18 protein-coding genes are annotated in these 22062 nt (G+C 69.2%); 12 read left to right on the plus strand and 6 right to left on the minus strand.

The window, feature by feature from the left end:
- The first annotated feature begins 9 nt into the window (after nt 1–9).
- Nucleotides 10–2472: a tetratricopeptide repeat protein gene (locus SPR02S_RS19530; RefSeq protein WP_019058675.1), complete on the plus strand. Its 2463-nt coding sequence runs from the start codon at nt 10–12 to the stop codon at nt 2470–2472.
- Between the two features lie 89 nt (nt 2473–2561).
- A complete protein-coding gene (gene mutM, locus SPR02S_RS19535) occupies nt 2562–3416 on the plus strand; it encodes a bifunctional DNA-formamidopyrimidine glycosylase/DNA-(apurinic or apyrimidinic site) lyase (RefSeq protein ID WP_019058676.1) in 855 nt (284 codons plus the stop codon).
- On the opposite strand, the gene SPR02S_RS19540 is transcribed toward mutM, so the two are convergent.
- A complete protein-coding gene (locus SPR02S_RS19540) occupies nt 3413–3811 on the minus strand; it encodes a winged helix-turn-helix transcriptional regulator (protein WP_019058677.1) in 399 nt (132 codons plus the stop codon). The two genes, mutM and SPR02S_RS19540, sit on opposite strands and share 4 nt — an antisense overlap.
- Nucleotides 3812–3918: 107 nt before the next feature.
- Complete coding sequence (locus tag SPR02S_RS19545; RefSeq protein ID WP_026150698.1) at nt 3919–5205, minus strand: CAP domain-containing protein; 1287 nt, start codon at nt 5203–5205, stop codon at nt 3919–3921.
- A gap of 155 nt (nt 5206–5360) precedes the next feature.
- On the opposite strand from SPR02S_RS19545, the gene SPR02S_RS19550 reads away from it, so the two are divergent.
- The 4 genes from SPR02S_RS19550 (at nt 5361) to SPR02S_RS19565 (ending at nt 11714) form a co-directional block, all read left to right on the plus strand.
- Nucleotides 5361–5642, plus strand: a complete 282-nt coding sequence (locus SPR02S_RS19550) for an acylphosphatase (protein ID WP_026150699.1) — start codon at nt 5361–5363, stop codon at nt 5640–5642.
- Nucleotides 5643–6034: 392 nt separating this feature from the next.
- Nucleotides 6035–6238 carry a hypothetical protein gene (locus tag SPR02S_RS19555; protein ID WP_019058680.1) on the plus strand — a complete coding sequence of 68 codons (204 nt, stop codon included), beginning with the start codon at nt 6035–6037 and terminating at the stop codon, nt 6236–6238.
- Nucleotides 6239–6454: 216 nt separating this feature from the next.
- Nucleotides 6455–10084, plus strand: coding sequence for a chromosome segregation protein SMC (smc, locus tag SPR02S_RS19560; RefSeq protein ID WP_019058681.1), 3630 nt, complete (start codon nt 6455–6457; stop codon nt 10082–10084).
- A gap of 208 nt (nt 10085–10292) precedes the next feature.
- On the plus strand, nt 10293–11714 hold the full coding sequence (locus SPR02S_RS19565) for a sugar porter family MFS transporter (RefSeq protein ID WP_019058682.1): 1422 nt from the start codon (nt 10293–10295) through the stop codon (nt 11712–11714).
- 100 nt (nt 11715–11814) lie between these two features.
- Here the strand turns inward: SPR02S_RS19565 and SPR02S_RS19570 are convergent, their stop codons facing one another.
- On the minus strand, nt 11815–12174 hold the full coding sequence (locus SPR02S_RS19570; protein WP_026150700.1) for a hypothetical protein: 360 nt from the start codon (nt 12172–12174) through the stop codon (nt 11815–11817).
- Nucleotides 12175–12244: 70 nt separating this feature from the next.
- Nucleotides 12245–13216, minus strand: coding sequence for an LLM class flavin-dependent oxidoreductase (locus SPR02S_RS19575; RefSeq protein WP_019058684.1), 972 nt, complete (start codon nt 13214–13216; stop codon nt 12245–12247).
- A 107-nt stretch (nt 13217–13323) separates the two neighbouring features.
- Here SPR02S_RS19575 and SPR02S_RS19580 point away from each other — a divergent pair, with 107 nt between their 5' ends.
- Nucleotides 13324–13524, plus strand: a complete 201-nt coding sequence (locus tag SPR02S_RS19580; protein ID WP_019058685.1) for a hypothetical protein — start codon at nt 13324–13326, stop codon at nt 13522–13524.
- Between the two features lie 103 nt (nt 13525–13627).
- On the opposite strand, the gene SPR02S_RS19585 is transcribed toward SPR02S_RS19580, so the two are convergent.
- On the minus strand, nt 13628–15052 hold the full coding sequence (locus SPR02S_RS19585; RefSeq protein ID WP_019058686.1) for a cytosine permease: 1425 nt from the start codon (nt 15050–15052) through the stop codon (nt 13628–13630).
- Between the two features lie 109 nt (nt 15053–15161).
- Here SPR02S_RS19585 and ftsY point away from each other — a divergent pair, with 109 nt between their 5' ends.
- A complete protein-coding gene (gene ftsY / locus SPR02S_RS19590) occupies nt 15162–16364 on the plus strand; it encodes a signal recognition particle-docking protein FtsY (RefSeq protein ID WP_019058687.1) in 1203 nt (400 codons plus the stop codon).
- 165 nt (nt 16365–16529) lie between these two features.
- Here ftsY and SPR02S_RS19595 read toward each other — a convergent pair whose 3' ends face one another.
- The gene (locus SPR02S_RS19595; protein WP_019058688.1) at nt 16530–17195 is read right to left on the minus strand and encodes a bifunctional DNA primase/polymerase; all 666 of its coding nucleotides are present in this window, start codon (nt 17193–17195) and stop codon (nt 16530–16532) included.
- 446 nt (nt 17196–17641) lie between these two features.
- On the opposite strand from SPR02S_RS19595, the gene nsdA reads away from it, so the two are divergent.
- The 4 genes from nsdA (at nt 17642) to SPR02S_RS19615 (ending at nt 22040) form a co-directional block, all read left to right on the plus strand.
- Nucleotides 17642–19126 (plus strand): transcriptional repressor NsdA, encoded by a 1485-nt coding sequence (nsdA, locus tag SPR02S_RS19600; protein ID WP_019058689.1) that lies wholly within the window; start codon nt 17642–17644, stop codon nt 19124–19126.
- A gap of 337 nt (nt 19127–19463) precedes the next feature.
- On the plus strand, nt 19464–20063 hold the full coding sequence (locus SPR02S_RS19605) for a hypothetical protein (RefSeq protein ID WP_019058690.1): 600 nt from the start codon (nt 19464–19466) through the stop codon (nt 20061–20063).
- Nucleotides 20064–20376: 313 nt separating this feature from the next.
- On the plus strand, nt 20377–21705 hold the full coding sequence (locus tag SPR02S_RS19610) for an ammonium transporter (RefSeq protein ID WP_019058691.1): 1329 nt from the start codon (nt 20377–20379) through the stop codon (nt 21703–21705).
- The gene (locus tag SPR02S_RS19615; RefSeq protein WP_003997576.1) at nt 21702–22040 is read left to right on the plus strand and encodes a P-II family nitrogen regulator; all 339 of its coding nucleotides are present in this window, start codon (nt 21702–21704) and stop codon (nt 22038–22040) included. The genes SPR02S_RS19610 and SPR02S_RS19615 overlap by 4 nt, the downstream gene beginning before the upstream one ends.
- Nucleotides 22041–22062 lie beyond the last annotated feature (22 nt).

Below are 22062 nucleotides of genomic sequence, written 5' to 3' on the forward strand. Positions count from 1 at the left end.
GGGGCACGGATGGCCGGGGAAGCCGACCGGAACCGGGTGGCGCGGTCCGCTGTCGGCGGGGACGTCTTCCAGTTCGGGGACGTCGGCGGCAGCGTCACCGTGATCAAGGGCGCTGACGGACCTGCCCGGACCGGGCCCGCCACCGACCCGGGTTTCGTACGGGTCCGGGACGCCGATCCGATACGGCTCGGGGTGCACCGCCCCATCCGTGTCACCGGCACCGGGTCTTCGGCTCTGCCCGCCTACGTACCTCGTGACCTGGACAGTCGGGACGGCGGCGGGCTCCGCGCACTGATCGAGACGGCCGCGCGGGACGGAGGATTCGTCCTTGTGGTCGGCGGTTCTTCGGTGGGCAAGACCCGGTCGCTCCACGAGGCGGTCCTCGCCCTGCTGCCTGACTGGTGGCTGCTGCACCCGGCCGACGGCGGCCGGATCGCGGACCTGGCCGACCGCGCTCCCGGGCCGCTGGTGGTCTGGCTGGACGAACTGCAGAACCATGTGTCCGGCGCCCACCAGCTCACCGCCGCCACGGTCCGTGCCCTGCTGACCCGCCCGCATCCCGTACTGCTGGTGGGCACGCTGTGGCCGCACTACTACGACACCTGGACGGCGACGCCCACATCCCCGCACGACGAGGACCGCCACCGTGCCGAACGCGAGCTGCTGAAGCTCGCCGAGGTGGTGACCCTCGGCATCGACCTCAGCCCGGCGGAACGCGAGCGCGCCGCGACCCTGGCCGCGTCGGACGACCGCCTGCGGGTCGCGCTGGAGTCCGAGGACTTCGGGCTGACCCAGGTCATCGCCGGAGCACCGCAGCTCGTCCACCGCTGGGAAACCGCGGGTCCCTACGCCCGCGCGCTGCTGACGGCGGCCGTCGACGCCACTCTCATGGGCGTCCAGTCGGCCGTCACCGAGAACTTGCTGCGTGCCGCGGCGCCGGGCTACTGCAACCCCTGGCAACGGGCCGGCGCCCCCGCCGACTGGTTCGAGGAGGCACTCGGCTATGCGACCCAACCGCTGCTGGGCGCCACCTCCGCCCTCGTCCCCGTCAGCCACGGCCCGGAGATGGGCCGCGCGGACGGGTACCGGGTGGCCGACTACCTGCTGCACCACACCAGCCGCGCCCAACGGGCCGTACCCCCGCCGGAGACCTTCTGGCAGGCGTGCGCCGACCACCTCACCGATCACACGGACGCCCTTCGCACCGGTGCGGCGGCCGCGGCCCGGCAACGCATCGCCGCCGCCGTACCTCTGCTGCGCAAAGCGGTCGAGGGGGGTTCCGTGTCGGCGATGCAGGAACTGGGCGAGCTCTACCGCAGGACGGGTGACGCGGCCGGTGCCGAGGAGATGGCCGATCGGCTGACCGCGTCCGACGATCCGGGTGCCGCCCTGCACCGGACACTCCTCGCAGGCTGGGACTTCGAGGAACTGCTCGAACTGGCGGAGGCCGGCAACGAGTACGCGGTCAGTGACGTTGTAGAGCACGGGCATCCGCAGCTGGCGCTCTCGGTGCTCCTGAAGCATTTTGATCCGAACGACATGTGGTCCTGGTATCGGCTGGCGGAGCTGTTCCACGACGAGGGCCAGAACGACCGGGCCCTGCCCATTCTGGAGATGCTCCACGAACGGGACGACGAGGACGTAATCGTGTTCCTCGCCGAACTCCTCCAGGAGGAGGGGAACATCGAGCGGCTGTACGAGCTGACGGAGGAGGGGTATTTCGCCGCGGCCTGGTGTCTCGCCGACCTGCTCCACGAGAAGGGCCGTACGGACGAGGGCATCGAGCTCCTGTGGGACTTCGTCGACCAGGGCAGCGGTGACACCGACTTCATGCTGGTCCACTTGCTCGGGAAACGGGGCGATCTCGACACCCTGATGGAGCGCGCGGCGGACGGCCATGCCGACGCGGCGCGGGAAGCGGTCAGGCTGCTGCGTGACCGGGGAGATGTCGAGCAGGCGATCGCGGTCTTGACCCCGCTCGCCGACGAGGGTGGGTACATCCGAGGTGAGTTGGCCGAACTCCTGTGCAGCACCGGCCGGTTGGACGCGCTGCGGGCGCGCGCGGAGGCCGGTGACACCTACGCCGTGCGTGAGTTGACCAGGCTGGCCATCGAAGCGGGCGATCTGGAGGAGGCGATACGGCTGCACGCGAAGGTCGGACAGACCTCCGGGATCTTCGACGTGACGACCGCCCTGGTGGACGCACTCGTGGCGCGAGGCGAGCCCGACCGTGCCGTCGCGCTGCTGACCGGGCCCGGCCGGGGCGACCCGCCCTTTCGCCACCGTGAGTTGCTCAAGAAGCTCGGCCGGACCGAGGAATTGCGCGCACTTCTCGACCGGGGCGATCAGCACGCGTTGTCGGACCTCGTCGAGGTGCTCCGAGCCCAAGGCCGCGGGGACGAGGCCGACGCCCTGCTGACCAGGGGGCTCACCGCCGACGGCCGCACCCTTCCCACCGGCCCGGCGGACTGACGGCGGGACCGGGCTAGGCTGCGCATACCTGTTCCAGGGCCCAGCGTCCGACGCGAGGAACCAGCGAGTCGAACAGAAAAGGGAGAGAAGTGCCCGAGTTGCCCGAGGTCGAGGTAGTCCGGCGAGGTCTGGAGCGGTGGGTCGCCCAGCGCACCGTCGCCGATGCCGAGGTGCTGCATCCGCGTGCGGTGCGGCGGCATGTCGCCGGTGCCGACGACTTCGCGCATCGGCTCAAGGGGCATCGGATCGGTACGCCGAGCAGGCGCGGCAAGTATCTGTGGCTGCCGTTGGAGGACACGCATCAGGCGGTGCTCGCGCATCTCGGGATGAGTGGTCAACTCCTGGTCCAGCCGCATGAGTTGGCCGACGAGAAGCATCTGCGTATCCGGGTGCGGTTCGCGGACGGCCTCGGTACCGAACTCCGCTTCGTCGACCAACGCACCTTCGGCGGGCTGTCGTTGCACGACACCACGCCGGACGGGCTGCCGGACGTCATCGCGCACATCGCGCGTGACCCCCTGGACCCCTTGTTCGACGACGAGTTGTTCCACCAGGCGCTGCGCCGCAAGCGGACGACCATCAAACGGGCCCTGCTCGACCAGTCGTTGATCAGCGGAGTCGGCAACATTTATGCGGACGAGGCCCTTTGGCGGGCCCGCGTCCACTACGAACGCCCGACCGCGACCTTCACCCGCCCGCGCACCGCCGAACTCCTGGGCCACGCACGGGATGTGATGAACGCGGCCCTCGACGTGGGCGGCACCAGCTTCGACAGCCTGTACGTCAACGTGAACGGGGAGTCGGGCTACTTCGACCGCTCGCTCGACGCCTACGGCCGCGAGGGTCTGCCGTGCCGGCGCTGCGGTACGCCGATGAGCCGGCGGGCGTGGATGAACCGGTCGAGCTACTTCTGCCCGAAGTGCCAGCGGGCGCCGAGGAGTTAGGCGCCGCGCGTCTCGTCGTAGCGCGTACGGGCCGTGAGGACGTCGTCCATGCGGGACTCCACGAAGTCGACCAGCCCCGTGAGGCGTTCGGCGACGCCGTGTCCCAGCGGGGTCAACTCGTAGTCCACGCGCGGTGGGTTGGTCGGCTGGGCCTCGCGGTGGACCAGGCCGTCGCGCTCCAGGGCGTGCAGGGTCTGCGAGAGCATCTTCTCGCTGACGCCGTCGACGCGGCGCCGCAGCTCGTTGAAGCGCAGCGAGCCCTCGTGCAGCGCGCACAGGGTGAGTCCGCCCCAGCGGCCCGTGACGTGTTCCAGGGTGCCTCGGGAGGGGCAGGCCTTCGCGAAGACGTCGTACGGGAAGCTCTGCTCCTCCGTGCGCTCCTGGGTCGTGTCCATTTCCTCAGAGTACGCGAACGCAGCGCTAACCAAAAGGGAGCACTAACCAGTGGTTAGCGCTCCCTGTAGGCGTCCATAGACGTCGATAGGCGTCCTACGGCATCGGACTAGTACCCGAAGTCCTGCGTCCACCAAGGACCGTCGGTGCCGAAGTGCACACCCACACCCAGGGTCTTGAAGTCGCAGTTCAGGATGTTCGCCTTGTGGCCGGGGCTGTTCATCCAGGCGTCCATGACCGCGGCCGCGTCGGCCTGGCCGCGGGCGATGTTCTCGCCGCCGAGGTTGGTGATGCCGAGCTTCTCCGCCCGGTCCCACGGGGTGGCCCCGCTGGGGTCGGTGTGGTCGAAGAAGTTCTCGGTGGCCATCTGCGTGCTGAAGTTCTCGGCCAGCTCGGTCAGCGCGCTGTTCGCGGCCACCGGGCTGCAGCCGACGATCGCCCGCTGCTCGTTGACGAGCTTGAGCACCGCGGCCTCGGCTGAGGCCTCCGCGGAGACCGTCACCGGTGCGTCGGCGGACTGCGTAGGCGTCGGAGTGGTGGGCTTCGCCGAGGGAGCCTTGGTCGTCGGCTCCTCGGTCGGGGTGGCCGCAGGCTTCTTTGCCGGGGCCTTCGTGGCGGGCGCGGTGGCGGACTTGGTCGGAGCCGCCGAGGGGGAGGCCGCGCGGTTCGCGCCACGGCTCGTGGACGAGCCGTCGTCGCGGGACTCCGCGCTGCCGGAGGTACCGCCCTGCTCGGTCGCGGAGTTGGACGGCGAACCGGCCGCCTGCACCTTGTCCGAGCCGCCACCGCCGCCGAGCTTGTAGTTCTCCAGCCCCGGCATCGCACCCGCGGCGACCGCCACCGTGCCGATGGCGACCGCGGCGGAGACGCCGAGCAGACCGGACTTGACCGCCGGCGTCACACTCTTGCGCTTGCGGCGGCGTCCGCGGCCCGGGCGTGCGCCGTCGCCCCGGGAGGAGGCACCCGCCGCCTCGGGGAAGACCACGGCGTAGTCCTCCTCGGTGGCGAAGAGATAGGCCTCGCTCTTGAGGCGGGTGTCGGCCTTCAGTCGGGTCTCGGCCCGCAGGCGGGCTTCGCTCTTCGGCGGGACCTCGTGGTTCGAGCGGACCTCACGGACCCCGTGGTCCGCGGGGACCTGGTGGTTCGCGTGGGTCTGGTGGTTCGGGTGGAACTCGGCGGGACCCTCCGGGTGCAGATAGGGCGCCATGCCTATCGTCGAGCCGTCGGCGGGGTTCCAGTCGAAGCGGTCGTTCCGGTTGGAGAGGTCGGCGCGGTCGTTCCAGTCGTACGAGTCATGCGGGTCGTAGCCGCTCGTGTATGAGCCGTGCGTCTCTGTGACCCCCGTGGCGCGGCTCGTGGCGGCGCGGCCGGCGGCGGAGCGTCGGTGGCGTCCCATGTCCTTGCCTTTCGTCCTTGCGGTCAACTCGTCCGTGCGGTGACCCAGCTCACTCGATCGAGTGAGTTTCATATGAGATTCATTGGGGCGGACGGTACCGCATGGCGGGAGGGGAGCAAGTGCCCAGAGAGACATTGGCCGGTTAGGTTGCAGCCATGAGCGCGGATGTACGGATGGTCGCCTGGGTGCGAGGGCGTGTGCAAGGTGTGGGTTTTCGGTGGTTTACCCGTGCCAAGGCTCTGGAGATCGGGGGCCTGAGTGGTTTTGCTCTCAATTTGGGCGACGGACGCGTGCAAGTGGTCGCGGAAGGATCGCGCGAGGGCTGCCAGGGACTCCTCGACTGGCTCCAGGGGCACGACACGCCCGGGCGCGTGGATGGCGTCACCGAGATCTGGGACACACCTCGCGGCGGCTACGACGGCTTCGCGATCCGCTGAGCACAAACTGCGAAACGGTGTAAAGCGGTCCTGGCGGAAGCGGCGGGACATGCCACCGGCAGCTGCCCCTAGCGGAAATTGCCTGGTGGTTGCCAAGAACAGCTAGCTCTGGCAGGCTCCGCACCTAAGGATGATCGCCACACCTGAAGAAGCCCGCAGGAGTCGCAGCGCCGCCCGGTCAGGGCCGCGCGCCCCCAGGATGCCCGCCAATACGGGGCGTGATCGTGTTGACCGTCAAACTTTTTGGTGAGACTCTGAAAGCCCCGCGCACCTTAGCTGTTTGGCATGGAAGAACAGCAGAGCAACACCCAAGACTGTCAAGCATCGCGGGTGCGATTCCCTCACGACCCACACCGCTTCGGTCGGTCACTCAGTGTGGAGGACCATCCATCATGGCAAAGGCGCTTCTCGGTTACGTCGGCGGTTCCGACCCGCGACTCCTCGCCGAGATGCGACGGCTCCAGCAGCGCGTCCAGGACCTGGAATCCGAGCTCGTTCGGATCCAGGACGAGAACGACGCGCTGACGGCTGCCGCAACTCACGATTCGCTTCTCGAGAGCATCGACGTACGCCAGGCTGAGCCCGCGCTCACCTGATCACTACGACGCACCATGACGAACAGTGGTTGAGCTGCCAGCATCAACCGCTGCGCTGTCAGAGTTTGCAAGGGACGCTTCGGCGTCCCTTCTTTCTTTCCCCCGCATGCCTCCACCCTCTTTAACGTTTGGTGTGCCCTGCACGTTCAAGGGCGAAACCGCGGGGAACCGGACGTTCATGGAGAGAGCGAGCAGCGGAAGGTAGAGTCCAGCGGCGTGCACCTCAAGGCCCTGACCCTGCGGGGGTTCAAGTCGTTCGCCTCGGCGACCACGCTCCGGTTCGAGCCGGGGATCACGTGCGTCGTCGGTCCGAACGGCTCGGGCAAGTCCAATGTCGTGGACGCGCTCAGCTGGGTCATGGGCGAACAGGGCGCCAAATCGCTGCGCGGCGGCAAGATGGAGGACGTCATCTTCGCCGGCACCACCGGCCGCCCCCCGCTGGGCCGCGCCGAGGTGTCCCTCACCATCGACAACTCCGACGGGGCGCTGCCCATCGAGTACGCCGAGGTCACCATCACGCGGATCATGTTCCGCAACGGCGGCAGCGAGTACCAGATCAACGGCGACACGTGTCGCCTCCTCGACATCCAGGAACTCCTCTCCGACTCCGGCATCGGCCGCGAGATGCACGTCATCGTCGGCCAGGGCCAGCTCGACTCCGTGCTCCACGCCGACCCCATGGGCCGCCGCGCCTTCATCGAGGAAGCGGCCGGAGTCCTCAAGCACCGCAAGCGCAAGGAGAAGGCGCTCCGCAAACTGGACGCGATGCAGGCCAACCTCGCGCGCGTGCAGGACCTGACGGACGAACTCCGCCGCCAGCTCAAGCCCTTGGGCCGCCAGGCCGCCGTCGCCCGCCGTGCCGCCGTCATCCAGGCGGACCTCCGAGACGCCCGCCTCCGCCTGCTCGCCGACGATCTTGTACGACTGCGCCAGGCGCTGAACACCGAGATCGCCGACGAGGCCGCGCTGAAGGGACGCAAGGAGGCTGCCGAACTGGAGCTGCGCAAGGCGCTTCAGCGCGAGGGCCTCCTGGAGGACGAGGTACGGCAACTCGCCCCACGCCTCCAGCGCGCCCAGCAGACCTGGTACGAGCTGTCCCAGCTGGCCGAGCGGGTGCGCGGCACGATCTCGCTGGCCGACGCCCGGGTGAAGAGCGCGACGTCGGCTCCACCGGAGGAACGGCGGGGCCGCGACCCGGAGGACATGGAACGTGAGGCCGCCCGCATCCGCGAGCAGGAGGTGGAACTCGAAGCAGCCCTTGAGGCGGCCGAGCACGCCCTGGAGGACACGGTCGCCCACCGCTCCGACCTGGAGCGCGAACTCACCGCCGAGGAACGGCGGTTGAAGGACGTGGCCCGTTCCATCGCCGACCGCCGCGAGGGCCTCGCCCGCCTCAACGGCCAGGTCAACGCGGCCCGTTCACGCGCGGCCTCCGCCCAGGCCGAGATCGACCGCCTGGCCTCCGCCCGCGACGAGGCCCAGGAGCGTGCGGTCACCGCGCAGGAGGAGTACGAGACACTCCAGGCCGAGGTGGACGGCCTCGACGCCGGCGACGCGGAACTCTCCGAACAGCACGAGGCGGCCAAGCGCCAACTGGCCGAGGCGGAGGCCGCGTTGACGGCAGCGCGGGAAGCGGCCACGGCGGCGGAACGCAAGCGCGCCGCGACCCAGGCCCGCCATGAAGCGCTGGCGCTGGGCCTACGGCGGAAGGACGGCACCGGGATACTGCTGGGCGCACGCGACCGCCTCACTGGAATCCTGGGCCCGGCAGCGGAACTGCTGACGGTGACCCCAGGCCGCGAGGTAGCCCTGGCGGCAGCGTTCGGCGCGGCGGCGGACGCGATCGCGGTGACGACCCCGGCGTCGGCGGCGGATGCGATCCGCTTGCTGCGCAAACAGGACGGGGGCAGGGCAGCGCTGCTGCTGGCAGGCGGCCCTGAGCATTCGACCCCGGTGACTGAGGCGGCCCAAAGGGGCGCGGGACAGCATCTATTTGCGGCTCCGCCGCGGAGCGCGCCCAGCCACGACGAGCCCGCAGACAACAGACAACCCTTCGCCGCTGATTTCGTCCGCGCCCCCGCCGACCTCATGCCCGCAGTCCGCCGCCTCCTGCACAACTACGTCGTGGTCGACACCCTCGAAGCCGCCGAGCAACTCGTATATACGCACCCGGAGTTGACCGCGGTAACCGCCGAAGGCGACCTCCTCGGCGCCCACTTCGCCCACGGCGGCTCCGCAGGCGCCCCCAGCCTCCTCGAAGTCCAGGCCTCCGTGGACGAAGCCGCAGTCGAACTCGAAGAACTGGCCATCCGCTGCGAGGAGTTGGCCGCCACCCAGCAGACCGCAGGCGAGCGCCGCAAGGAATCCGCCGCGCTCGTCGAGGAGTTGGGGGAGCGCCGCCGAGCCGCGGAGCGCGAAAAGTCGACCGTGGCACAGCAGTTGGGCCGACTCGCAGGGCAGGCGCGGGGCGCCGCCGGGGAGGCCGAGCGATCGACCGCGGCGGCGACACGGGCACAGGACGCGCTCGACAAGGCCGTAGAAGAAGCCGAAGTGCTTGCCGAACGGCTAGCTGTTGCCGAGGAGATGCCGGTCGAGGAGGAGCCTGATACGAGCGTGCGGGATCGGCTTGCCGCCGATGGGGCCAATGCTCGGCAGACCGAGATGGAGGCGCGGCTTCAGGTTCGTACGCATGAGGAGCGGGTCAAGGGGCTTGCCGGGCGCGCCGACTCCCTCGACCGTGGTGCCCGAGCGGAGCGTGAGGCGCGGGCGCGGGCCGAGCAGCGGTTGGCGCGGTTGAGGCATGAGGCGGCCGTAGCGGAGGCTGTCGCCTTCGGGGCGCGGCAGCTGCTCGCGCACGTCGAGGTGTCCCTCGCCCGTGCCGACGAGGAGCGCACCGCCGCCGATGCCGCCAAGGCGCGCCGCGAGCAGGAGTTGGCCGCCGCCCGGAACCAGGGGCGCGACCTCAAGGGCGAGCTCGACAAGCTCACCGACTCCGTGCACCGAGGGGAAGTGCTCGGGGCCGAGAAGCGGATGCGGATCGAGCAGCTGGAGAGCAAGGCGCTGGAGGAGTTGGGGGTGGAGCCCGCGGGGCTTGTCGAGGAGTACGGGCCGCATCAGCTCGTGCCGCCCTCGCTCGCCGCCGAGGGTGAGGTGCTGCCCGATGATCCCGAGGATCCGCGCAACCAGCCCCGGACATTCCACCGCGCCGAGCAGGAGAAGCGGCTCAAGTCGGCCGAACGGGCGTACCAGCAGCTCGGGAAGGTGAACCCGCTCGCGCTGGAGGAGTTCGCGGCGCTGGAGGAGCGGCACAAGTTCCTCAGTGAGCAGCTGGAGGACCTGAAGAAGACCCGCGCCGACCTGCTTCAAGTGGTGAAGGAGGTCGACGAGCGTGTCGAGCAGGTCTTCACCGAGGCCTACCGGGACACGGCCCTTCAGTTCGAGGGCGTCTTCAGCCGGCTGTTCCCGGGTGGCGAGGGGCGGCTGATCCTGACCGATCCCGACAACATGCTCACCACCGGTGTCGATGTCGAGGCACGGCCGCCCGGCAAGAAGGTCAAGCGGCTCTCGCTGCTCTCCGGCGGGGAGCGGTCCCTCACCGCCGTAGCGCTCCTCGTGTCGATCTTCAAGGCTCGGCCCAGCCCGTTCTATGTGATGGACGAGGTCGAGGCGGCGCTCGACGACACCAACCTCCAGCGGCTGATCCGGATCATGCAGGAGCTGCAGGAGGCCTCGCAGCTGATCGTGATCACCCACCAGAAGCGGACGATGGAGGTCGCCGACGCGTTGTACGGCGTCTCCATGCAGGGCGACGGGGTGTCGAAGGTCATTTCGCAGCGCCTCCGCTAGACCTTCATCGCACGTTCAAGTGTTGAACGCATTGCGGTGACCTGTGGGGTTGGATTTCACAGTAGACCCCCTATTGACTTCGAAACTTGAAGGCATAGTGTCTGCAACGTTGCTTTTACCTTCAGGTGGTGGGCAGCGGGAAGCTGTGCGCCACTGGAAGGGTCGCCCCCCACCCCGGCAGCGACGCCGGTGGCCTCAGGAGTTACACGTGACCAGCACTGCGCAGGCACCTCAGTCAGGAGCCGGGCCGGCTCATCCCGAACATCTCGCGCACGTCATCTTCATCGCGGCGGCGGCCGCGATGGGCGGCTTCCTCTTCGGCTACGACAGTTCCGTGATCAACGGTGCCGTCGAGGCGATCCGCGACCGCTACGACGTCGGCTCCACAGTCCTGGCGCAGGTCATCGCCATCGCCCTGATCGGCTGTGCCATCGGCGCGGCGACCGCCGGCCGGATAGCCGACCGGATCGGCCGTATCCGCTGTATGCAGATCTCCGCCGTGCTGTTCACGGTCAGTGCCGTCGGTTCGGCGCTGCCCTTCGCGCTCTGGGACCTCGCCTTCTGGCGGGTCATCGGCGGTTTCGCCATCGGTATGGCCTCCGTCATCGGCCCGGCCTACATCGCCGAGGTCTCCCCGCCCGCCTACCGCGGCCGGCTCGGCTCCTTCCAGCAGGCCGCGATCGTCATCGGCATCGCGATCTCCCAGCTGGTCAACTGGGGCCTGCTGAACGCCGCCGACGGCGACCAGCGCGGCAAGCTCATGGGCCTGGAGGCCTGGCAGGTCATGCTCGGCGTGATGGTGGTCCCGGCGGTCCTCTACGGCCTGCTCTCCTTCGCGATCCCCGAGTCCCCGCGCTTCCTGATCTCCGCGGGCAAGCTGAGCCGCGCCCACGACGTGCTGCGTGAGGTCGAGGGCGACGACATCGATCTGGACGCCCGGGTCGCCGAGATCGAGCACGCGATGAAGAGCGAGCACAAGTCGACCTTCAAGGACCTGCTCGGCGGTGGCGGCTTCTTCTTCAAGCCGATCGTCTGGGTCGGCATCGGCCTCTCGGCCTTCCAGCAGCTCGTCGGCATCAACGTCGCGTTCTACTACTCCTCGACGCTGTGGCAGTCCGTCGGCGTCGACCCCACGGAGTCGTTCTTCTACTCCTTCACGACGTCGATCGTGAACATCATCGGCACCGTGATCGCCATGATCTTCGTGGACCGCATCGGCCGTAAGCCGCTGGCTCTCATCGGTTCGGTCGGCATGGTCGTCGGTCTCGCGCTGGAGGCCTGGGCCTTCTCGTACCACCTGGTCGACGGCAAGCTGCCCTCCGCGCAGGGCTGGACCGCGCTGATCGCGGCCCACGTCTTCGTCCTCTTCTTCGCCCTGTCCTGGGGTGTCGTGGTCTGGGTCTTCCTCGGCGAGATGTTCCCGAACCGGATCCGCGCCGCCGCCCTCGGCGTCGCCGCCTCCGCGCAGTGGATCGCCAACTGGGCCATCACCGCGAGCTTCCCGTCGCTGGCCGACTGGAACCTCTCCGCGACCTACGTGATCTACACGATCTTCGCCGCGCTCTCCATCCCGTTCGTCCTGAAGTTCGTCAAGGAGACGAAGGGCAAGAGGCTGGAGGACATGGGCTGACCGGCCCCAAGAACCGGGCCCCGTGAGCTGGTGGGGCCCCATGAACTCGGGGAGACGGGCTCAATCCCCCGCCGCCCGTCTCCCCGAAACCACCCCTCAGTCACCAGATGAGGACGCCGCCGCCGATCTCCCGGGCCCGGAGAGCGGCGGCCTCGATGTTGTCCAGGCGGCTCTCCACGAGATCGGTACGCTCGCCGACCGCCGCGGCGACGGCTTCCAGATGCGCCCGCAGCAGCGCGAGCTCGCGCAGGAACTCCGGTACGTCCGAGGCCTCGACGTACAGGTCGCTGGAGGCCAGCACGGGAAGGTACACGCAGCCCAGCGCGCGCACGGGCGCCGAACCCCAGACGGTCTCGCGCCAGTTCTCGAAGCCGGCCGAGTCGTTGCACCCCTCCGGAACGTCGAGCACGTTCCACTGGCCGTCCGCGTCACGCAGGAACACATCCACAGCCAAGGTCATGACCGCAGTGGACCACCGGTCGACCGGCCGGTCCACCGGTTGCGGGTAAAGGTCACTCTCCGGATCGGGGTCACTCCCCGAGCCGCGGCAGCACCCGCTCCGCGAACAGCCGCAGGCTGCGCCATCCCTCGTCCACCGGCATCCCGCCCGACAGCGGATGCAGTACGAGGTTGTCGAGCCCCAGCGCCACGCACTCGTCCGGCGTGAGGATGCGGTAGACGCCCTCCGCGCGCAGCTCGGCCACGGTCGTCGCCCCCGACTTCACCGCCGAGCGGATGTCCCCGGACTGCCAGGAGGCGTAGGTCCGCGCCTCGTGCAGGAAGTGCGCCCCGTACTCGGCCCAGGCCCGGTCCGGATCCTCGGCGATGTGCAGCAGCGGGGTCTCGGCACCCGGCATCATGGTCCAGCCCTCGGTGCCGTACTCGACGAGCCGGTCCTTGTAGTACGCCTCCAGGTCGGGCAGGTGCGCGCTGGGGAAGAAGGGCAGACCGAGCCGGGCGGCCCGGCGGGCGGCGGCCTTCGAGGAACCGCCGACCAGGAGCAGGGGGTGCGGGTCGGAGAAGGGGCGCGGGGTGACCCGTACGGTACGGCCGCGGTACTCGAACTCTTCGCCGGACCACGCCTTCAGCACCGTCTTCAGCAACTCGTCCTGGAGCCTGCCCCGTTGCTTCCACTCCACGTCGAACTGGGCGTATTCCTCCGGGCGGTAGCCGATCCCGGCGACGGTCACCAGCCGGCCGCCGCTCAACAGGTCGAGTACGGCGATGTCTTCGGCCAGCCGGAGCGGGTCGTGCAGCGGGCCGATCACCGCCGAGACGGTCACCGCGATGTGCCGGGTCGCGCCGAACACAGCGCCCGCGAAGGCGAAGGGCGAGGGCAGCCAGTTGTTGGCGACGCCGTGGTGCTCCTCCGTCTGCACGGTGGTGATCCCGTGCTCGTCGGCGTACGCGGCCATCTCCAGGGCGGCCCGGTAGCGGGCGCTCAGCGAGGCGGGGGTGGCGCCGGGTTCGACGAGGTTGAAGCGTACGACCGAGACGGGCATGGGAGGTCCCCCTTCGTGTGCGGTGGGGTCGTGTGTGGTGGGGGACGGTAGCTGACGGTACGTCAGATGGCCATGGGGGCGGCCGGAGTTGCTCGTAGGCTCGGGGGATGAGCGATCCCGCACCCACGAACCCGCAGGCGGAAGCCGGGCACGGGCGTATCGCCCTCTGGCTCGACCCGGAGGACCTCCGGTGGCTGGCCGAACACTGCTGCTGCGCCGAGGACGCGCCGCACGAAGCGACCGACCGCTGCCTGCGGCTGCGCTTCCGGGCGGGTGCCGCCCTGCACAAGAGCGGTCGGAACGGGTAGGGCCTGTCCGGCGGATCGCCTTGCGGCTGCGCGCACCAGGCCCCGCTCACCGGCACTGATCAGGGCCCGCCGATTTCCTGCGACCCGCTCCGCCGGACCGGCCCTAGACCGCCACCCTCGCGGGCTCCCCGGCGCGCGCCGTCTCGCGGACCGCCGGCTTCGGCAGGACCGCGTACAGCAGGCCCGAGACCGTGATCGTCGCCACCCAGCCCATGCCGTACTCGCCGATCGGGTTGCCGGTGGCCAGTGGGCCGGTGAACCAGTCCGAGCTCGTGAACAGCAGGCCCGCGCCCAGGCCGAGCGCCCACGCGATGACCGCCGCCGGAGCGAAGCCCGCCCGGTACCAGTAGGCGCTGGTGCGGGTTGTGTCGAGCAGGGCGACGGGGTCGTACTCCGTGCGGCGGAGCATGTCCACGCCGAAGACGCCGATCCAGGCTGAGAACGCCACCGCGAGCAGCGAGAGGAAGGCGACGAAGGAGCCGATGACACCGGTCGTGGCCAGCATCAGGACCGCGCCCAGGATCAGTGAGATCACCGCGTTCACCGAGACCGCCCAGGGGCGCGACACCCGGAAACCGAGGGTCTGCGCGGTGAAGCCCGCGGAGTACATCGACATCGCGTTGATCAGCAGCATGCCGACCAGCGCGATGAGCAGGTACGGCACCGCGAGCCACAGCGGGAGGATCTCGCCGAGGAAGGACACCGGGTCGGCGGTGACCGCGAGACCCGGGGTCTCCGAGGCCATCACCGCGCCCATCAGGACCATCGGGAGTACGACGATCCCGGCGCCGGTGACCGTGTTGCGCACGATCGCCGCCGAGGACGCCGTACCGGGCAGATAGCGCGTGAAGTCCGGTGCGGCCGGCGCCCAGCTCATCCCGCCCGCGGCGACCAGCCCGATGCCGGTGACCACGGCGGACACGGGGCCCGGACCTCGCCCGAAGACCCTGTCCCAGTCCGTGTCGACGAGCAGCCGCCCCAGCACCATTACCGAGAAGACGCCGAAGAGCCAGGTGGCCCATCTGGTGCAGTGCTGCACCGCGTCGATGCCCAGGCCGGAGATCGCGAACGTGGCGGTCACGAACAGCAGCAGCGTCACGACGATCAGCGCAGTACCGCGCCGGATGCCGAAGAGCACGTCCAGCACGGTCAGCAGCGCGTAGGCGCCGGTCACCGCGTTGATCGTCTCCCAGCCCCAGCGCGCGACCCAGATCAGCGCACCGGGGAGCAGATTGCCGCGCTGCCCGAAGACGGCCCGGGACAGCGCCATGCCGGGAGCGCCGCCCCGCTTGCCCGCGATGCCGATCAGCCCGACCAGGCCGAACGCCACGATCGGGGCCGCGACGCCGACGACCAGGGTCTGCCAGAAGTTCAGGCCGAAGGCGACGGCCAGGGTCGCGCCCATGGTCAGCAGCAGGACGGTGATGTTGGCGGCGACCCAGGTGGGGAAGAGGGTGCGGGTGCTCGCGGTGCGCTCGGCGAGTGGCACCGGTTCGATACCTCGGGTTTCGAGGCCGTGGCTTGCCATGGGGAGAGATCGTACATTGATCCCGTTGTGTGCATGAATGCGCGCATTTGACCCGGTGGAAAACATGCGCTGGGTCCTGACCAGACCCATGGCTGATACTGAGTGGGTTATGGAAACCGTCATCCTTGCTGTAGTCATCGCCGTGGTCGTGCTCGGTGCGCTGGGCGGGCTCGTCGTCGGCAGCCGGCGCAAGAAGCCGCTGCCCCCGCCGCCCACCTCCGTGCCCGACATCACCGCCCCGCCGGCCGAGCCGCACGTCGGCGACGAGGCCGAGACGCCGCGCGACGAAGCGCGCCGGACGATAGAGGAGGTGGATCTCCCCGACGGCTCGGCCCCGGTCGCCGTCGAGGAACCCCCCGTACTGGATGTCCCCGTACTGGATGTCCCTGAGCCGACCGCTGGACGCCTCGTCCGGCTCCGCTCCCGGCTCTCCCGCTCGCAGAACGCGCTCGGCAAGGGGCTGCTCACGCTGCTGTCCCGCGAGCACCTCGACGAGGACACCTGGGAGGAGATCGAGGAGATCCTCCTCACCGCCGACGTCGGCGTGGCCCCCACCCAGGAACTGGTCGACGGCCTGCGCGCCCGCGTGAAGGTGCTCGGCACCCGCACCCCGCAGGAGCTGCGCACGCTACTGCGCGAGGAACTGCTCAAGCTGGTCGGCACCGACGTCGACCGCACGGTCAGGACCGAGCCCGAGGACCGTAAGCCCGGCATCGTGATGGTCGTCGGGGTCAACGGCACCGGCAAGACCACCACGACCGGCAAGCTCGCGCGCGTCCTCGTGGCCGACGGGCGGACGGTCGTGCTCGGGGCCGCCGACACGTTCCGGGCTGCCGCCGCCGACCAGTTGCAGACCTGGGGGGAGCGGGTCGGTGCGCACACCGTGCGCGGGCCCGAGGCCGGGGATCCTGCCTCCGTCGCGTTCGACGCGGTGAAGGAGGGCAAGGAGATGGGGGTCGATGTCGTCCTCATCGATACGGCGGGGCGGTTGCACACGAAGACCGGGCTCATGGATGAGCTCGGGAAGGTCAAGCGGGTTGTCGAGAAGCATGCGCCGCTCGACGAGATCCTGCTCGTCCTTGATGCGACGACCGGGCAGAACGGGCTGGTGCAGGCGCGGGTCTTTGCCGAGGTCGTCGACATCACCGGGATCGTGCTGACGAAGCTGGACGGCACGGCCAAGGGCGGGATCGTGATCGCCGTTCAGCGTGAACTGGGTGTGCCGGTGAAGTTGATCGGGCTTGGTGAGGGGGCGGATGACTTGGCGCCCTTTGAGCCGGAGGCGTTTGTCGATGCCCTTATCGGGGACTGATGGGCTGATTGTTCGCTGCGGGCCGGTGGGGGCTTGTCGCGCCCACGCGGCGGAGCCGCAAATGTCACAGCCCCGCGCCCCTGAAGGGCGCGCTGTAACCAGCCCCGTTCACAGAAGTGCCCTTCCTCAACTCGTCGTTGGGGGCGGGCACTTCGTCGTCTACGGCTATGCCCGCGACCTGTGTGCCACGTACGCCAGCGTGCCCAACAGCAGCCGCGCGGCCGGTGGTTTGGTCGCCGAGTCGAGCGCGGGGGAGCGGAGCCAGCGGACCGGGCCCAGGCCTCCTCGGTCGGAGGGTGGGGCGGTGATGTGGGTGCCGGGGCCCAGGCCGCGGAGGTCCAGGGAGGTGGGGTCGTCCCAGCCCATGCGGTAGAGCAGGGAGGGGAGTTCGGCGGCGGCGCCGGGGGCGACGAGGAACTGGGCGCGGTGGTCGGGGGTCGCCGTGACCGGGCCGAGCGGGAGGCCCATCCGCTCCAGGCGGGCCAGCGCGCGGCGCCCGGCGGGCTCGGCCACCTCGATCGCGTCGAACGCGCGGCCCACCGGCAGCATCACCGCCGCGCCCGGCAACTCGGCCCAGGCGTCGGTCACTTCGTCGAGGGTCGCGCCGGCCCGTACTTCCGGAGCGAAGGTCAGTGGATGCGCGCCCGGCGTGGGGCACTTGGTGTCGCCACAGGAACACGCGCTGCCCGCTGCCCGTGCGCCGGCGACCACGTCCCAGCCCCACAGGCCGGTGAACTCGGCCACCGCTGTGCACTCCGAAGTGCGGCCGCGGCGGCGTGTGCCGGACCGGATGTCGCGGATACCCCGGCTGCTGCCGATCGTGAAGCCCATGCCCCCTCCAACGGGTCCAACGCACCGGTGGTTACGAGACGGATGCGTAACGTCACTCTGCGTTCACGCCTGCCCCGTGCCGCGTGGTCCAGGCGGCGCTCAGGGGTACCCCGGGTGGTGTGCTCGACGGTGCGCGCCCCTGCGTGCACCGCTACGCCCACTCCCGGCCGTCCTATGTCAAGTGAATCGTGCGCGGGCAACCGTAGGTTCATTCGAAGGGGTGGCGAATGGTGGCGTTTCCGGGATCGCCGTGGCTGGACGGGTGATCGTAGGATTACTTTGAGTGCACAAGTCCTCGGGGCACATGCGCTCGTGGGTATGCCGGAGGCAACTCGTCATCTCGTTCGAAGGGTGACAAGTGCGGGACGGGAAGCCGTATTTACCGGCATTCTGATAGGGCTTGGCGCACAGCGGCGACAAGTGGTTCCAGGGATGGGGGCGTTCCAGTGGGCGGCAACGACGGAAGCGGGACAACCGCGGCCAGTACGGACAAGCGCCCCAATGAGCTGCTCGGCTCGTGGTTCGTGCGCAGCGGCTGGTCCAAGGGTGAGCTGGCGCGGCAAGTGAACCGCAGGGCGCGGCAGTTGGGGGCCAACCACATCTCGACGGACACCTCACGGGTGCGCCGCTGGCTGGACGGCGAGAACCCGCGCGAGCCGATCCCGAGGATCCTCTCGGAGCTGTTCTCCGAGCGCTTCGGCTGTGTCGTCTCGGTCGAGGACCTGGGCCTGCGCGCGGCCCGCCAGGCGCCCTCCGTGTCCGGCGTCGACCTGCCCTGGACGGCCCCGCAGACGGTGGCCCTGCTCAGCGAGTTCTCCCGCAGCGACCTCATGCTGGCCCGCCGCGGCTTCCTCGGGGCCTCGCTGGCCCTGTCGGCGGGACCGTCCCTCATCGAGCCCATGCAGCGCTGGCTCGTCCCCGGCCCCTCGGCCCACCAGCCGGAGCCCGAGCCCGCGAGCGCCTCCCGGCACCAAGGGCGGCTCTCCCGGCCCGAGTTGGAGCTGCTGGAGTCCACCACCGCGATGTTCCGCAAGTGGGACGCCCAGTGCGGCGGCGGCCTGCGCCGCAAGGCGGTCGTAGGGCAGCTGCACGAGGTGACCGACCTCCTTCAGGAGCCCCAACCCGAGGCCACCAACCGCAAGTTGTTCAAGGTCGCCGCCGAACTCGCCGAGCTGGCGGGCTGGATGTCGTACGACGTGGGGCTCCAGCCCACCGCGCAGAAGTACTTCGTCCTCGCCCTGCACGCCGCCAAGGAGGCGGGCGACAAGCCGCTCGGGTCGTATGTGCTGTCCAGCATGAGTCGGCAGATGATCCATCTCGGGCGGCCCGACGACGCGTTGGAGCTGATCCATCTCGCGCAGTACGGCAGCCGGGACTGCGCGAGTCCGCGCACCCAGTCGATGCTGTATGCGATGGAGGCCCGCGCCTACGCCAACATGGGGCAGCCCGGCAAGTGCAAGCGGGCGGTCCGGATGGCCGAGGACACCTTCGGGGACGTGGACGACTGGGACGATCCGGACCCCGACTGGATCCGTTTCTTCTCCGAGGCCGAGCTGTACGGCGAGAACTCGCACTCCTATCGCGACCTCGCCTACGTCGCCGGCCGCAGTCCCGCCTACGCCTCGCTCGCCGAGCCCGTCATGCAGCGGGCGGTGGACCTCTTCGCCAAGGACGACGACCACAAGCGGTCGTACGCGCTCAATCTCATCGGCATGGCCACCGTGCACCTGCTGCGGCGCGAGCCCGAGCAGAGCGCGGTGCTGGCGACGGCGGCGATGACCGTCGCCAAGAAGGTGCGCTCCGAGCGCGTCAACACACGTATCCGCAAGACCGTCGACACCGCGGTCCGCGACTTCGGTGAGCTGGCCGCAGTCGTCGACCTCACCGAGCGGCTCGCGATCGAGCTGCCGGAGACCGCCGAAGCGGTCTGAACACCCCAGAGCCCCGGCCGCGGCCGGCCCTCCCGAACCGCCCGACTCGGCTCCCCCATGCCAGGTCATTCGGAGGGCCGACCGCGGCCGGTCTGCGTCGCTCTTTCTTCGGGGCCGTACTCAGGGGCTTGTACTCAGTTGGGGAGCCCGATCTTGGCGAAACCTTTTCACATGATCGCTTGCGCCGACCAAGGCGGCTTCGGCATCCTACTGATTCGCCGCCGCTAATCATGGGCGGCGGCGTTTCGAACGGCGGCAGGGGGCTGCCGTTCCTGACATAACGGGGATTCCAAAAATGGCCAAGAGGCTATTCGCCGTTGCCCTTGCAACGGGTGTCATGTCCACCGGGCTGCTCGCCGCCGGCGCCACCGACGCGTCGGCGATCGCCACCAAGACGTACACAAAGCCGTACAGCAAGAGCGCGAACTTCTACTCCAAGCCGCTCGGGCGCTGTGTCAAGACGACGCTCTCCGGCAAGGTCACCTTCAAGCACTACTACTACAAGCAGAAGGGCGCGATCTCGGACGCGTTCCTCGGCGTCAAGCTCATCAACCCGACGATGCGCACCACCGTGCTGACCAAGTGCACCGGGGGCAAGAAGGCCACCGTCACCAAGATGGCGATGACCCAGCGCTGGTACGAGAGCACGAAGTGCAAGCTGAACGTCGCGATCGCCGCCGGCTACCAGTGGACCGTCGCCGTCACCCCCACCGTGGAGTGCGGCAAGCGCAAGGCGGGCACCCGGGCCACGACGTACGCGGTCAAGGCGAACAACTACACGCAGAGCAACAGCGGCCGTCCGGTCGGCTTCAACGGTGAGGTGCACATCAAGTACAACACCGCGCTCTGCCTGTCGGCGCGGACCACGGTGACCGCATACATCAACAACAAGTCCGACTCCGGGACCAACACCATCAAGGCCTGCGTCAAGGTCTGAGGTAGATCCGGGAGACACGGGGGCGGGCGCCGGAGTGCGTCCGCCCCCGCGTTCGTGTGCGCGGGGCTCGAACTGTCCAGGTCAACCGGGCCGTATACAGCTCCGGGGGGCTTCCCGGGCGATCACGGAGTGGTCACGGCCGCCGCGAGCGGGGCGTCGATTCATCCCTCCGTAACGTGGCGGACCCCTTCGTCACATGCCTGAAACGTCGTGCGGCATTCATAGAAACCAGGCTGGGACAACCTCATGGCGGAAAACCGGCCCAAACCTTGACCTTGCCCGCACGGGCCGTTCGGATGACGAGGAGACGCCGATGCCAGAAGGCATCCTGACGCTAGCAGCAGCCGCTCCCAAGATCGACACCGGCAACACCGCCTTCATGCTGCTCAGTGCCGCGCTGGTTCTGCTGATGACCCCCGGCCTCGCCTTCTTCTACGGCGGTATGGTCAGGGTCAAGAGCGTGTTGAACATGCTGATGATGAGCTTCATCAGCATCGCCATAATCACCATTCTCTGGACGCTCTACGGCTTCAGCATCGCCTTCGACACCGGCAACGGTTTCCTGGGCGGGTTCGACTGGGTGGGCATGCGCCACATCGGTCTGACCGAGCCGTTCGCGACGTACAACATCCCGATCTACGCGTTCGCCGTCTTCCAGCTGATGTTCGCCATCATCACCCCGGCGCTGATCAGCGGTGCCCTGGCGGACCGCGTGAAGATCGTGGCGTGGTCGGTCTACATCGCGCTGTGGGCCACCCTCGTGTACTTCCCCGTAGCCCACTGGGTCTGGGAGCCGACCACGGGCTGGCTGTTCAAGTACGGCGTGATCGACTTCGCCGGTGGTACCGCGGTGCACATCAACGCCGGTGCGGCGGCGCTCGGCGCCATCCTCGTCATCCGTAAGCGTGTGGGCTTCAAGAAGGACCCGTTCCGGCCGCACAACCTGCCGCTCGTCATGCTCGGCGCCGGTCTGCTGTGGTTCGGCTGGTTCGGCTTCAACGCGGGCTCCTGGCTCGGTGCCGACGGCGTCTCCGCCGTCGCGTTCACCAACACCCAGGTCGCCACCGCCGCCGCCATGCTCGGCTGGCTCATCTACGAGCGCATCAAGCACGGCGCCTTCACCACCCTCGGTGCCGCCTCCGGCGCGGTCTCCGGTCTGGTCGCCATCACCCCGGCCTGTGGCTCGGTGAGCCCGCTCGGCGCCATCGCGGTTGGCGTCATCGCCGGTGTCCTGTGCGCCGCGGCCGTCGGCCTGAAGTACAAGTTCAACTTCGACGACTCGCTCGACGTGGTCGGTGTCCACCTCGTCGGCGGTATCGTCGGCTCGCTGCTCATCGGCCTCTTCGCCACCGGCGGCGTCGGCCAGACCGCCAAGGGCCTCTTCTACGGCGGTGGCCTGGACCAGCTCGGCAAGCAGTTCGTCGGTGTCGGCGCGGTGCTCGGCTACTCGCTGGTCGTCTCCGCGATCATCGCCTTCCTGATCGACAAGACCATCGGCTTCACCGTGGACGAGGACGTCGAGGTCGCCGGCATCGACCAGGCCGAGCACGCCGAGACCGCATACGACTTCAGCGGTGCAGGCGGCGGCCTCAGCGGCGGCACGCTCAACTCCGCCACGGCGACGAAGAAGGTGGACGCATGAAGCTCATCACCGCCGTTGTGAAGCCCCACCGGCTCGACGAGATCAAGGAAGCCCTGCAGGCCTTCGGGGTCCACGGTCTGACGGTCACCGAAGCGAGCGGCTACGGTCGTCAGCGGGGACACACCGAGGTATACCGGGGCGCCGAGTACACGGTCGACCTGGTCCCCAAGATCCGCATCGAGGTGCTGGCCGAGGACGACGACGCCGAGCAGCTGATCGACGTCATCGTCAAGGCCGCCCGCACCGGCAAGATCGGTGACGGCAAGGTCTGGTCCCTCCCGGTCGAGACGGCCGTCCGGGTCCGGACCGGCGAGCGCGGACCGGACGCGCTCTAAAAAGAATCGAACAGGAGTCGCT

Source organism: Streptomyces prunicolor NBRC 13075, assembly GCF_000367365.1.
In the GTDB taxonomy this organism is placed as follows: Bacteria; Actinomycetota; Actinomycetes; order Streptomycetales; family Streptomycetaceae; genus Streptomyces; species Streptomyces prunicolor.

What these genes read in the sequence shown, in the direction of transcription:
- SPR02S_RS19530 (WP_019058675.1), top strand. Translation starts at nt 10, where the DNA reads ATGGCCGGGGAAGCCGACCGGAACCGGGTGGCGCGGTCCGCTGTCGGC.
- SPR02S_RS19540 (WP_019058677.1), bottom strand. Translation starts at nt 3,811, where the DNA reads ATGGACACGACCCAGGAGCGCACGGAGGAGCAGAGCTTCCCGTACGAC.
- SPR02S_RS19545 (WP_026150698.1), bottom strand. Translation starts at nt 5,205, where the DNA reads ATGGGACGCCACCGACGCTCCGCCGCCGGCCGCGCCGCCACGAGCCGC.
- SPR02S_RS19550 (WP_026150699.1), top strand. Translation starts at nt 5,361, where the DNA reads ATGAGCGCGGATGTACGGATGGTCGCCTGGGTGCGAGGGCGTGTGCAA.
- SPR02S_RS19555 (WP_019058680.1), top strand. Translation starts at nt 6,035, where the DNA reads ATGGCAAAGGCGCTTCTCGGTTACGTCGGCGGTTCCGACCCGCGACTC.
- SPR02S_RS19570 (WP_026150700.1), bottom strand. Translation starts at nt 12,174, where the DNA reads ATGACCTTGGCTGTGGATGTGTTCCTGCGTGACGCGGACGGCCAGTGG.
- SPR02S_RS19575 (WP_019058684.1), bottom strand. Translation starts at nt 13,216, where the DNA reads ATGCCCGTCTCGGTCGTACGCTTCAACCTCGTCGAACCCGGCGCCACC.
- SPR02S_RS19580 (WP_019058685.1), top strand. Translation starts at nt 13,324, where the DNA reads ATGAGCGATCCCGCACCCACGAACCCGCAGGCGGAAGCCGGGCACGGG.
- SPR02S_RS19585 (WP_019058686.1), bottom strand. Translation starts at nt 15,052, where the DNA reads ATGGCAAGCCACGGCCTCGAAACCCGAGGTATCGAACCGGTGCCACTC.
- ftsY (WP_019058687.1), top strand. Translation starts at nt 15,162, where the DNA reads ATGGAAACCGTCATCCTTGCTGTAGTCATCGCCGTGGTCGTGCTCGGT.
- SPR02S_RS19595 (WP_019058688.1), bottom strand. Translation starts at nt 17,195, where the DNA reads ATGGGCTTCACGATCGGCAGCAGCCGGGGTATCCGCGACATCCGGTCC.
- SPR02S_RS19605 (WP_019058690.1), top strand. Translation starts at nt 19,464, where the DNA reads ATGTCCACCGGGCTGCTCGCCGCCGGCGCCACCGACGCGTCGGCGATC.
- SPR02S_RS19610 (WP_019058691.1), top strand. Translation starts at nt 20,377, where the DNA reads ATGCCAGAAGGCATCCTGACGCTAGCAGCAGCCGCTCCCAAGATCGAC.
- SPR02S_RS19615 (WP_003997576.1), top strand. Translation starts at nt 21,702, where the DNA reads ATGAAGCTCATCACCGCCGTTGTGAAGCCCCACCGGCTCGACGAGATC.